This is a genomic window from Streptomyces laculatispora, assembly GCF_017353455.1.
Taxonomy (GTDB): Bacteria; Actinomycetota; Actinomycetes; order Streptomycetales; family Streptomycetaceae; genus Streptomyces; species Streptomyces laculatispora.
This window is the reverse complement of the sequence record NZ_JAFMPZ010000136.1, coordinates 1-11,415: the sequence shown is the minus strand read 5'-3', so window position 1 is coordinate 11,415 and position 11,415 is coordinate 1. Positions and strand designations below refer to the sequence as shown.

The window sequence follows — 11,415 nt, the reverse complement described above, 5'->3', positions numbered from 1 at the left end:
CCCCACTTCACTGTGCCCCGCCGCCGATTCCGGTGGCGGGGCACAGTACTGCGGGGGCGCATTCGCGCCCCATCCGGACTAGCCCCATCCGGCCACCCCGAACCACCCGAATTGACAGGGCAGTTGCGTTGAACCGTCCGGCTGGGTGATGCGTCATGAGAGGAGATGAAGCGCTGCCGCGAAATCCCTGCGGATTGACGCCCGTGGGGCAACACTGGGACCGGACCGATCGATACGGGGGGCGGCCATGAACACCTCATCAAGCCGCAGGACACTCAACTCAACGCAGCGAAAGAACCCAGCCATGTGTCAGCACCAGCCACCCTGCCCCACAGCCGACTCAGCCGACAGGGAAGCCGCCCGCCTGGTGGCGCACCATCCGGAACAGGGCTGGAGCCTGCTGTGCAACGGCGTCCTGCTCTTCGAGGACACCGGTGAGCTGCTCCCGGACGGCCAGATCATCGCGCCGCACCGGCCGCTGGGAACGGGCCGGGTGATGAACGCCGCCTGACCGCGGCAGGTACGAACGGGGGCCGGCCCGGAGAGATCTCCGAACCGGCCCCGACGCAGTTCCGCCTCACACGACGACGACCATGTCGTCGGTGTCGTCAGTTGTCGTACTCGTCCAGCGGCGGGCAGGAGCAGACGAGGTTGCGGTCACCGAACGCACCGTCGATCCGGCGCACCGGCGGCCAGTACTTGTCCGCGGCGGTGACTCCGGCCGGGAAGACCGCCACCTCACGGCTGTAGCCGTGTGCCCAGTCGCCGCCCAGCGCGGCAGCCGTGTGCGGGGCGTTGCCCAGCGGGTTGTCGTCCGCGCCCCACTCGCCGGAGGCCACCTTCTCGATCTCGGCGCGAATGGCGATCATCGTGTCGCAGAAGCGGTCCAGCTCCGCGAGGTCCTCGCTCTCGGTCGGTTCGATCATCAGCGTGCCCGCGACCGGGAACGACATGGTCGGCGAGTGGAAGCCGTAGTCGATGAGCCGCTTGGCCACGTCGTCGATGCTGACGCCGGTCGCCTTGGAGATCGGCCGCAGATCCACGATGCACTCGTGCGCGACCAGTCCGGCCGGGCCGTTGTACAGGATCGGGTAGTGCGGCTCCAGCCGCTTGGCGACGTAGTTGGCCGCGAGTACGGCGACCTGCGTCGCACGCTTCAGGCCTTCCCCACCCATCAGGCGTACGTACGCCCAGGAGATCGGCAGGATGCCTGCCGAGCCCCACGGAGCCGCCGAGATAGGGCCGACCCCGGTCTCCGGACCGGCGGCGGGCTGCAGCGGGTGGTTCGGGAGGTACGGCGCCAGGTGCGCGCGCACACCGACCGGGCCGACGCCGGGGCCGCCGCCGCCGTGCGGGATGCAGAAGGTCTTGTGCAGGTTCAGGTGCGAGACGTCGCCGCCGAAGTGGCCCGGCTTGGCGAGACCGACCAGCGCGTTGAGGTTGGCGCCGTCGACGTACACCTGACCGCCCGCGTCGTGCACCTCGGCGCAGATGTCGGCGACGTGCTCCTCGAAGACACCGTGCGTCGACGGGTAGGTGATCATGAGCACGGCGAGCTCGTCGCGGTACTGCTCGATCTTGGCGCGGAGGTCCTGGATGTCGACCTCACCGTCGTCGGCGGTCTTCACCACGACGACCTTCATACCGGCCATCACGGCACTGGCGGCGTTGGTGCCGTGCGCGGAGGACGGGATCAGGCAGACGGTCCGCCCCTCGTCACCGTTGGCACGGTGGTACGCCCGGACGGCCAGCAGCCCCGCGAACTCGCCCTGCGAGCCGGCGTTCGGCTGGATGGAGACCGCGTCGTAGCCGGTGACCTCGGCGAGACGCTCCTCCAGCTCGCGGATGAGCGTCAGGAAGCCCTGGGCCTGCTCGGCCGGCGCGAAGGGGTGCAGCGCGCCGAACTCGGGCCAGGTGATCGACTCCATCTCGGCGGTCGCGTTCAGCTTCATGGTGCAGGAGCCGAGCGGGATCATGCCGCGGTCCAGCGCGTAGTCGCGGTCGGCGAGCCGGCGCAGGTAGCGCAGCATCGCGGTCTCGGAACGGTGCTGGTGGAAGACCGGGTGGGTCAGTACGGAGTCGGTCCGCAGCAGCTGCTCGGGCAGCGCGTCGACGGTCGTGGCGTCCAGTGCCTCGATGTCACCGCTCACGCCGAAGGCCGCCCAGACGGACGCGATCTCCGTACGGGTGGTGGTCTCGTCGCAGGCGAGCGAGACGAGGTCGGCGTCGACGAGCCGCAGGTTCACGCCGCGCTCGCGGGCGTCGGCGACGACCTCCGCGGCCCGGCCGGGGACCCGGACGGTGAGCGTGTCGAAGTGGGAGCCGGTCACGACATCGGCGCCGGCGGCGCGCAGGCCCTCGGCGAGGATCGCGGCGTAGCGGTGGGTGCGCCGCGCGATCGTCCGCAGCCCGTCCGGACCGTGGTAGACGGCGTACATGCCGGCCATCACGGCGAGCAGCACCTGAGCGGTGCAGATGTTACTGGTGGCCTTCTCGCGGCGGATGTGCTGCTCGCGGGTCTGGAGGGCCAGCCGGTAGGCCTTGTTGCCGTCCGCGTCCACGGACACGCCGACCAGGCGGCCCGGCAGGCTGCGGGCGAACTTCTCGCGCACGGCCATGAAGCCGGCGTGCGGTCCGCCGAAGCCCATCGGCACACCGAAGCGCTGTGTGGTGCCCACCGCGATGTCCGCGCCCAGCTCGCCGGGCGAGGTGAGCAGGGCGAGCGCCAGCAGGTCGGCGGCCACGGTGACGATCGCGCCGAGCTCGTGGGCCTGCTCGATGACGGGCCTGAGGTCGCGCACGGCTCCGGAGGCGCCCGGGTACTGCAGCAGCACGCCGAAGACGCCGCGCTCGGCGATCTGGGCCGGGATGCCGTCGGTGAGGTCGGCGACGACGACCTCGACACCTGTCGGTTCGGCGCGGGTCCGGATCACGGCGACGGTCTGCGGAAGGGCGTCCTCGTCGACCAGGAAGACGCCGTTCTTGACCTTGCCGACACGCCGTGCCAGCGCCATCGCCTCGGCGGCGGCGGTGCCCTCGTCGAGCAGCGAGGCACCGGAGGTGGGCAGCCCGGTCAGGTCGGCGACCATCGTCTGGAAGTTCAGGAGGGCTTCGAGGCGGCCCTGGGAGATCTCCGGCTGGTACGGCGTGTAGGCCGTGTACCAGGCGGGGTTCTCCATCACGTTGCGCAGGATCACCGGCGGGGTGAACGTGCCGTAGTAGCCGAGCCCGATCATCGGGGCCAGCACCTGGTTGCGGTCGGCGAGCGCACGCAGTTCGGCCAGCACCTCGGCCTCGGTACGGGCCGTCGGCAGCTGGAGCGCCTCGGCGCTCCGGATGACATCGGGCACTGCGGCCGCGGTGAGCTCGTCGAGCGAGCCGTAACCGACCTGGGCGAGCATCTTCGCCTGCGCCGCGGCGTCAGGACCGATATGACGCTGCTCGAACGGGATTCCCTGTTCCAGCTGGGAGAGCGAAGTGCGACGGGGGGTCATGGTGGAGGCCTCCTGGTCTGTCACGACCTGCGAGGGGCACCACGGCGCGGGGTGCCCGAACGGCCTCCCCCTCTGTCATCTCAACCTGAGAGCTTCACCGGTGCCCACTGCGCGCACCGGCTTTCACCGTCGGTGAGGGAGGGATCCACCTCGGCACACGGCCGTGCGGAACCCGCCCTGCTTTCCAGAGTGACCTCGTCCGTGCGGTACGGGGGCCTGAGAGATTCCGGGGAGGATTTGCTCCTTCGGCGCCTCCGGATTTGCTCCGGAGGACTCTCCCGCACGGGGTAAGCAGCCGTCTCCCAGCCTACCAGCGGGGTTCCCGGCTGAATTCTCGAGTGGCCAACCCCACGGATCTGCACTTCTGTGGTTCCTGTGGAGTAGCCGCGACCAGTGGGAGGGACCGTGCAGACCGACATCGATCCGCGCAGCCTGATCGGCCGCAAGGCATTCGACCGCGAGGGTACCAAGATCGGAACCGTGGACGAGGTGTACCTCGACGACGCGACCGGCGTGCCGGAGTGGGCGGCCGTACGCACCGGACTGTTCAGCCGGGATGCCTTCGTCCCGCTGGAACCCAGCGAATTCGTCGAGGACACGCTGCGCGTCCCCTTCGACCGTGCGCTGATCAAGGACGCGCCCGATTTCGGGGTCGGCCGGCATCTCTCGCCGGAACAGGAGCTCCAGCTCTACCGGCACTACGGTCTGGACTCCCTGCCCGAGGAGACCGGCCCGGACCGGGACTTCGGCAGGCTGGCCGGCCAGGACGAGTAGTCGACCGGGTCCCGCACGAGCGGCAGCGGATCGGCCGGCCGGAGTGCCGGATCGTCGATACGGAACGTACGCACCCGGCCGGGCGCCGATTCCGGCTCCTCGAAGCGCACCGTCACCCGGCCGACGCCGCTGCCCTGCACCCAGCCGTGGCCATGGGTGTCGTGCCGTACGTCGTGTCCGGCCGGCCAGCGCCGGGCGGCGAGCTGCTCGGCGCTCTCCGGGTCCGGCTCCCCGGGCTCCGGCCGGCCGTCGTCCGTACCGGCGTCCGCTCCGGCCTCCGCACTGTCGGCCGGCCCGGCGGCGGCGAGCCCGGCCGCGGTGCGCTCGTCGGCCGCCTGCGCGAACAGGTCCTCCTGGGTGTAGTCCGCGAGCCCGGTGACGCCCACCCCCAGCAGCCGCACTCCCCCGGTGGTGTCCACGGACTCCAGGAGCCGTGCCGCGGCCTCCCGGACCACCGTGGGGTCGTCGGTGGGCCCGCGCAGCGTCTCGGAGCGGGTCAGGGTCGAGAAGTCGTACCGCCGCACTTTCAGCACCACGGTCCTGCCCGAGCGCTCCGCCGCCCGCAGCCGCTGGACGCACCGGTCGGCGAGCCGCTCAACCTCGCTCCTGACCCGGACCCGGTCGTGCAGGTCCGTGTCGAAGGTGTCCTCGACCGAGACCGACTTCGCGTCGCGCTCGGCGACGACCGGCCGGTCGTCCCGGCCGGACGCCATCCGGTGCAGTGAGCCGCCGTGCGCCTTGCCCAGCAGCCGTACGAGCTCCGCCTCGCCCGCCTCGGCCAGGTCGTTCACCGTGGTCATCCCGGCGCGGCGCAGATGGTCCGCGGTGGCCGGCCCGACGCCGGGCAGCGTGCGGACCGGCATGGGTGCGAGCAGATCCCGCTCGGTGCCCGGTGCTATCAGCAGGATCCCGTCGGGCTTCGCCTCCTCCGAGGCGATCTTGGCCAGCATCTTGGAGCCCGCGAGGCCGACGGAGCCGCTGAGTCCGGTGACCGCCTCGATCGCCTCGCGCAGCTGCTCACCGATCGCCAGTGCGGAGGCCGTGTCGTCCGCGGTGCCGCCTGCCTCCAGGTCGACGAAGGCCTCGTCCAGGCTCAGTGGCTCCACCAGCGGCGACAGCCGGCCCAGCAGCTCCATGACCTGGTCGCTCACGGTTCGGTACAGGGAGAAGCGCGGCACCAGATAGGCGGCGTTCGGCGCCAGCCGTCGGGCCTGCGCCATCGGCATCGCCGAGTGGACCCCGAAACGCCGGGCCTCGTACGAGGCGGTGGCGACGACCCCGCGGGGCCCCAGCCCGCCCACCACGACCGGCTTGCCACGCAGACTCGGCTTCGCCGCCTGCTCCGCAGAGGCGTAGAAGGCATCCATGTCCAGATGCAGGATGGTCGGCGCGGCTCTCACATCAACCGATGCTGCCCTACGGCACTGACAATCGCCGGGCGGCAACCGCCCTCGGGCCCGGGAAACCCCGGGCCCGGCCGGCCTCGCACCCGCTCAGCCGGCCCGGTTGCGCCGTCGGGCGAGCTCGTCGGCGGGGTTGTTCCCGACCAGCGTCTCGCCGGTGTCCACCCGCTCCCCGTGCAGCTGCGACAGCGCGGCGTCGACGTCCCGCCAGACCACCCCCACGGCGATTCCGAAGACGCCCTGACCCCCTTGGAGAAGCTCCACGACCTCGGCGGGCGAGGAGCACTCGTAGACGGTCGCTCCGTCGCTCATCAGCGTCATGCGTTCCAGGTCCTGGAAACCGCGGTCCCGGAGGTGCTGGACCGTGGTCCGGATGTTCTGGAGGGCCACCCCGGTGTCGAGGAAGCGCTTCACGATCTTCAGCAGGACGACGTCCCGGAAGCTGTACAGCCGTTGTGTGCCCGATCCATAGGCCGGACGGACGCTCGGCTCGACGAGGCCCGTGCGAGCCCAGTAGTCGAGCTGCCGATAGGTGATCCCCGCCGCCGCGCACGCCGTCGGCCCGCGATAGCCGATGCCCTTGGCCGATGCCACGCCGTCCCCCGCCACCGCAGCCGGCACAGCCGGCTGCCTGATGGTCTGGTCGGCTGTACTCCCCTGCTGCGGATACGGCCCACCCACTGCCGCACCGTCGCCGCTGCTTCTCACGCCGACCTCCGTCCTTGACCTGCCCACTCGAAGGTAGGCAGTCACCCGGGGTGCGTCAACGATCGCCACACTCGGCACGCCGAGTGATAATCACCCTGAGGGTGGTTTCCCGTGCCCCTCGGCCGGGAAAGGCTTGTCGGATGCGCTGACGGCGAGCCCCTCGGGACGTCACTGACTGTTCGTACCGAAGTCCTCCGGCGAGATCTGATCGAGGAATTCGCGGAACTTCTCCACCTCGTCCTCCTGCTCGTCGGGAATCGCGATTCCCGCGTCGTCGAGCACCCCGTCACTGCCGTAGATCGGCGTTCCGGTGCGCAGGGCGAGTGCTATGGCGTCGGACGGCCGCGCACTCACCTCGACTCCGCTCGCGAAGACCAGCTCCGCGTAGAAGACCCCTTCTCGGAGGTCCGTGATCCGGACCTCGGTGAGCTCCTGGCCCACGGCCTCGAGCACATCCTTGAAGAGGTCATGGGTCAGCGGCCTGGCCGGAGCCATGCCCTGCTGAGCGAAGGCGATCGCGGTCGCCTCACCAGGACCGATCCAAATGGGGAGGTACCGGTCGCCTCCCACTTCACGCAGGAGCACGATCGGTTGGTTGGAGGGCATTTCCACCCGGACACCCACAACGTCGAGCTCGTTCACACAGCAACCCTAGGACGTGCTCGGCAGGTTTGGGTAGTCGGGGCCCACAGGGATCAGTGGAGTCTGATCTGGAGCGCGGTCTGCACGAGGGCCGAGTGCAGCCGTACAGAGAGCTCCGCGAGCTCCTTGGCAGTAGCCTCGGCATGGGCTCTGGTCTGCGGATTCCGGTGCCGGCGCAGTGGTGCGACGACCTGTTCGATCAGTCCGGCCTCCCGGTCCGCGGCCGCTCGCATGGCACGCAGATGCCGCGGTTCCAGACCGAATCGGCCCAGATCCGCCACAAGCCTGGCGACGGTGACCGTCTCGGCGTCGTACCCGCCGTCGGCCGTCGGAACGACCAGGCCGTAGGACTCCCACGCGTCGAGGTCGCTCTCGCTGACCTCCGCGGCAGCGAGAAGCTCGGCCCGGCCGATACGGGCGGCCGTGGCCCGGCCCGGCCCGCCGGTCCAGCCGCCGTCGGTGAGGTGACGCTCGCCTTCCGGAGCCGGCAGGGCCACCTGCTCGCCCCGGGCGACGGCGTCCAGGTGCTCGCGGATGACCTTCAGCGGAAGATAGTGGTCCCGCTGCATCCGCAGCACCTGAGCGAGCCGCTCGACGTCGGCGGGGCGGAACTTTCGGTAGCCGGAGGGCGTCCGCTGCGGTTCCACGAGGCCCTCCGCCTCCAGGAAGCGGATCTTGGAGATGGTGACTTCGGGAAACTGGTCCCGCAGTTGCAGGAGCACCGTGCCGATGCTCATCGGGCGGTCGTCGGCGGTGGCGGTGCCGTTTCCGGCACCGCCCGTCGGTGTTCTCAGCATGGACCTTCCCTGACGGGTCAGATGGCCCGCTGGCTTGCGTAGAAGACCAGCCGGTACTTGCCGATCTGCACTTCGTCGCCGTTGGACAGCGCGACGGAGTCGATGCGCTCACGATTGACGTACGTGCCGTTGAGGCTGCCCACGTCCCCGACCGTGAAGCTGCCGTCGGGACTCCGGCGGAACTCCACGTGGCGGCGCGAGACCGTCACGTCGTCGAGGAAGATATCGCTCTGCGGGTGGCGGCCGGCCGTGGTCAGCTCGCCGTCCAGCAGGAAGCGACTGCCCGAATTCGGACCGCGCCGCACCACCAGGAGCGCCGAGCCGAGCGGCAGGGCGTCCACAGCGGCCTGGGCCTCGGGCGAGAGCGACGGCGCGGACGTCTGACCGGTCGCCTCCGCCTCGTACGCCTCAAGGCCCGAGATGGAGATGGTCGACGTCGTCTCCGAGGCCCGCTCGGGAACCCCGCCCCTCAGCGGCGCGCCGCAGTTGGAGCAGAACCGACTGGCTTCGGCATTGCGGTGCCCGCACCTCGTACAGACCGGCATGGACGAACCCTCCTGCCTCGGGGCGAACCCTCCACCCGCACTAGAGGTTGACGGTTCTCCGAAACCTATGCGGCCGGGACCGGCAGGGTCAACAGACGACGCGCCCGAATTGTCACCCCCCGAACCTGTCACCTGATCGCGGAAGAGCGGGCGCTCGGAGCCCTGCTCGTCGGCTTGACCATGGCGCGGCGCGCGATGGCGGGCAGCCTCATCGCGTGCGCTCTTGCCGAACAACTTCCCAAACAACTTCACGGGCGATTCCCCTTGACCGAAACAGACCCGCCCGTGGGGCAGGACGAACCCTGAATGAACACACCTGCCGACCCGGACATCTTCACAACGTCCGTATCCACTCGACAGTTTCCACCACGCACCACGATTACGATGCGGCGACCCCCCGCAACCTTCTGCCTGTGTCCCCCGACGCCCACGCGTCCCGGGTTCACTGGGTCGACGACCGAGCGTAGTCAGGCCGCTCGGCCGGTCGCAAGGCGTCCACGACAATGTCGTCGGCCTGCGACACATGCACGGTGGCCTGCTCCTTCTCCAGCGTCTGCACCACGCCGCCCGGGATGTTCAGCGCCGGTTCCAGATCCTGCGGCTTGCCGATGACCTTGAAGACGTACGGAGCCGAAATCTTCCGCCCGTCGACCTTGATGGCACCGCCTTCGCCGGAGAAGTATGTATTGGCCACGACTCGCACTCCATTGACCTCGATCGCCTCGGCGCCGGCTGCCCGAAGCTCCTGGAGCGCATCGAGCAGCTTGTCCGCCTCCACCGCGTCGCCCGGGTCGTTGATCGCGAGGGTGATCCCGGGGCCGTGCGCCGCCACGGTGCCCGCGAGGATGCCGAGTTGACGCTCCTTCTCGACCGTCTGCTTGCGGGCCTCCTCCGCCTGGTCGGAACTGTTCTCCAGCTCCGTGCGCTGGTCCTCCAGGCGCTGCTTCTCGTCCTCCAGCCGCTGTGAACGGTCGTCCACCTCGTCGAGGATGCGGACCAGGTCCTCCTGGCGCGCGCCGCGCAGAGCGCTGTTGTCACTGTTGGACCGCACCTGAATGGCAAGCCCCAGGCCGAGGACGAACAGCAGCACCGCGACGATGAGTTGGGCGCGGGTGACCCGTGGCGGCCAGAGCGCGTCGATCAGCCGCCGGCGTCCGTTGAGCTCCTTGGGAGCGTCCACTGGCCGCTCACCGGGCTGTTCCCGGCCGCTGGTGAATTCTTCGTCGTTGCTCATCGGCCTCAGGCCCGGAAGACGTGCCGACGGATGGCGGCGGCGTTGGAGAAGATCCGGATGCCGAGGACGACCACCACACCGGTGGAGAGCTGGGCGCCGACGCCCAGCTTGTCACCCAGGAAGACGATCAGGGCGGCCACGACCACGTTCGAGAGGAACGAGACCACGAACACCTTGTCGACGAAGATGCCGTCGAGCATGGCGCGCAGGCCACCGAAGACGGCATCGAGGGCGGCCACGACGGCGATCGGGAGATAGGGCTCGACCACCGCCGGCACTTCGGGCCGGACCAACAGTCCGACCACGACTCCCACGACGAGGCCCAGTACGGCGATCACGATGTGCCCTTCCCTGTATCTGCCGCACCACTGCCGGTGTCTGCGGCCTTGTATGGCTCTGCTGTTCGTACGATCAGGCTCGGGGCGGCCGGAAGATTCACCTTCTCCTGGACGGAGATGCTGGTCCTGATGTCGAAGGTGTCCTTCAGCGCTTGCAGATACTGGCCGTCGGCACTGTCGCGGAAGGCGGCGCTGAGCTCTTTCCCGTCCCCCACCGCGAGCACCGAGTACGGCGGCACGAGCGGCTTGTTGTCGACCAGTATGGCGTCGCCCGCGGCGCGGATCGCCGACAGGGCGGTCAGACGCTGCCCGTTGATGGCGATCGCTTCGGCACCGGACTGCCACAGACCGTTCACGACCCGTTGCATGTCCCGGTCCCGGACCCGTCCGGTGTCGGAGAAGCCGCTGGTCTCGCGCGGCCCGCCGCCGCCCTGGTCGGTGTCCTTCGCGTCGTCGACGACCAGCTTCACGCCGGGACCGTACACGGGCGTCGCGCCGGAGAGCAGAGCCACCAGTTCCGTCTGGTCCCCGCCGTGCTTCTCCAGCGCCTTGCGCTGACGTCTGCCGACATCGTCGCGGACCTTTTCGACCTGTGCCTCGAGAGTGTCGGCCGCAGCGGTCTCCGCGTCGATGCGGTCGATCAGCTCCTCGCGTTCCTTGGCGAGGACCGGTGCCGACACCCGTGCCTGCGCGGCGCCCAGCGTGACAACGAGCGCGGCCAGCACCAGGCATGCCGCGAATCCCAGCTTCGCCTTGAGGGTCCGGGGCATACCCGCACGGCCGTCGGCCTTGCGACGAGCCGATGCCTCGGCGTATCCGTCGTCCAGGCTGTGGTCCATCACATTGGTCAGCAGCGACATGGACGCGTCGGGGCGCGTGGGCGGCGAGGCCGTACTCCGATCGGGGGGCTGCTGCGACATGCCGCACATCGTCGCACGTCGCAGGTGCTACCGCCGAATGGCCCCGCACCGATGCGTTGGGAGCTCGGGCCGGCGCGCTGCGGCCCGCCCGCGGGAACCGCGGACCGTCGGGCCACCGCGACGGCGTTCGTCCGCCGTCGCGGTGGCCCGACCCCTCATTTACCTGCGCTGTCCACGATCGCCGACCACTCGTCCAGGAGGGCCTGCGCCGAGGCGTCGTCCGGCCCTTCCGCCCAGAGATGGGTGACCGCTTCGGCCCGGTCCGGCAGCACCATCACCCAGCGACCGTCCGCCTCGACGACCCGCACACCGTCCGTCGTGTCGACATCACGGTCTCCGGCAGCCTCGACGACCCGGCGCATCACCAGCCCCTTCACGGCCCACGGTGTCGCCAGATCACGGCGCAGAACGTGGGCACGCGGGATGCGCGCATCGATCTGGCTGAGCGTGAGCTGCGTCCTGGCCACCAGCCCGATCAGCCGTACGAACGCGGCAGAGCCGTCGAAGACGCTGCTGAATTCCGGAACGATGAAGCCGCCCCGCCCGTCTCCCCCGAAGAT

11 protein-coding genes, 1 pseudogene and 1 riboswitch are annotated in these 11,415 nt (G+C 69.9%); of the genes and pseudogenes, 2 read left to right on the top strand and 10 right to left on the bottom strand.

The window, feature by feature from the left end; translation table 11 throughout:
- The first annotated feature begins 304 nt into the window (after positions 1–304).
- Positions 305–511, top strand: a complete 207-nt coding sequence (locus tag J1C73_RS08175; RefSeq protein WP_123468171.1) for a DUF5999 family protein — start codon at positions 305–307, stop codon at positions 509–511.
- 97 nt (positions 512–608) lie between these two features.
- Here J1C73_RS08175 and gcvP read toward each other — a convergent pair whose 3' ends face one another.
- On the bottom strand, positions 609–3,494 hold the full coding sequence (gene gcvP / locus J1C73_RS08170) for an aminomethyl-transferring glycine dehydrogenase (RefSeq protein WP_207315754.1): 2,886 nt from the start codon (positions 3,492–3,494) through the stop codon (positions 609–611).
- Between the two features lie 194 nt (positions 3,495–3,688).
- A riboswitch (glycine riboswitch) is annotated at positions 3,689–3,785 on the bottom strand.
- A gap of 114 nt (positions 3,786–3,899) precedes the next feature.
- Here gcvP and J1C73_RS08165 point away from each other — a divergent pair.
- Positions 3,900–4,268, top strand: a complete 369-nt coding sequence (locus J1C73_RS08165) for a PRC-barrel domain-containing protein (RefSeq protein ID WP_207315753.1) — start codon at positions 3,900–3,902, stop codon at positions 4,266–4,268.
- Here the strand turns inward: J1C73_RS08165 and J1C73_RS08160 are convergent.
- The 9 genes and pseudogenes from J1C73_RS08160 to J1C73_RS08120 all read right to left on the bottom strand — a co-directional run.
- Positions 4,193–5,668, bottom strand: coding sequence for a DNA polymerase IV (locus J1C73_RS08160; protein WP_207315752.1), 1,476 nt, complete (start codon positions 5,666–5,668; stop codon positions 4,193–4,195). The genes J1C73_RS08165 and J1C73_RS08160 overlap by 76 nt on opposite strands.
- Positions 5,669–5,761: 93 nt before the next feature.
- Positions 5,762–6,379 (bottom strand): MerR family transcriptional regulator, encoded by a 618-nt coding sequence (locus J1C73_RS08155; protein ID WP_207315751.1) that lies wholly within the window; start codon positions 6,377–6,379, stop codon positions 5,762–5,764.
- Positions 6,380–6,547: 168 nt separating this feature from the next.
- Complete coding sequence (locus tag J1C73_RS08150; RefSeq protein ID WP_006123076.1) at positions 6,548–7,021, bottom strand: bifunctional nuclease family protein; 474 nt, start codon at positions 7,019–7,021, stop codon at positions 6,548–6,550.
- 53 nt (positions 7,022–7,074) lie between these two features.
- Entirely contained in the window at positions 7,075–7,818 is a 744-nt protein-coding gene (gene ftsR, locus J1C73_RS08145; protein WP_207315750.1) for a transcriptional regulator FtsR, read from the bottom strand.
- Positions 7,819–7,835: 17 nt separating this feature from the next.
- Entirely contained in the window at positions 7,836–8,615 is a 780-nt protein-coding gene (locus J1C73_RS08140) for an FHA domain-containing protein (RefSeq protein WP_123468183.1), read from the bottom strand.
- A 190-nt stretch (positions 8,616–8,805) separates the two neighbouring features.
- A complete protein-coding gene (locus tag J1C73_RS08135) occupies positions 8,806–9,597 on the bottom strand; it encodes a DUF881 domain-containing protein (protein WP_207315749.1) in 792 nt (263 codons plus the stop codon).
- Positions 9,598–9,602: 5 nt separating this feature from the next.
- Positions 9,603–9,935, bottom strand: a complete 333-nt coding sequence (locus J1C73_RS08130; protein ID WP_003970459.1) for a small basic family protein — start codon at positions 9,933–9,935, stop codon at positions 9,603–9,605.
- On the bottom strand, positions 9,932–10,855 hold the full coding sequence (locus tag J1C73_RS08125; protein WP_207315748.1) for a DUF881 domain-containing protein: 924 nt from the start codon (positions 10,853–10,855) through the stop codon (positions 9,932–9,934). The genes J1C73_RS08130 and J1C73_RS08125 overlap by 4 nt, the downstream gene beginning before the upstream one ends.
- A 155-nt stretch (positions 10,856–11,010) precedes the next feature.
- Positions 11,011–11,415: pseudogene (locus J1C73_RS08120) on the bottom strand (mannose-1-phosphate guanyltransferase); the annotation flags it as partial.

Coding starts and splice junctions, on each gene's coding strand:
- J1C73_RS08175 (WP_123468171.1), top strand. CDS start 305: ATGTGTCAGCACCAGCCACCCTGCCCCACAGCCGACTCAGCCGACAGG.
- gcvP (WP_207315754.1), bottom strand. CDS start 3,494: ATGACCCCCCGTCGCACTTCGCTCTCCCAGCTGGAACAGGGAATCCCG.
- ftsR (WP_207315750.1), bottom strand. CDS start 7,818: ATGCTGAGAACACCGACGGGCGGTGCCGGAAACGGCACCGCCACCGCC.
- J1C73_RS08135 (WP_207315749.1), bottom strand. CDS start 9,597: ATGAGCAACGACGAAGAATTCACCAGCGGCCGGGAACAGCCCGGTGAG.
- J1C73_RS08125 (WP_207315748.1), bottom strand. CDS start 10,855: ATGTCGCAGCAGCCCCCCGATCGGAGTACGGCCTCGCCGCCCACGCGC.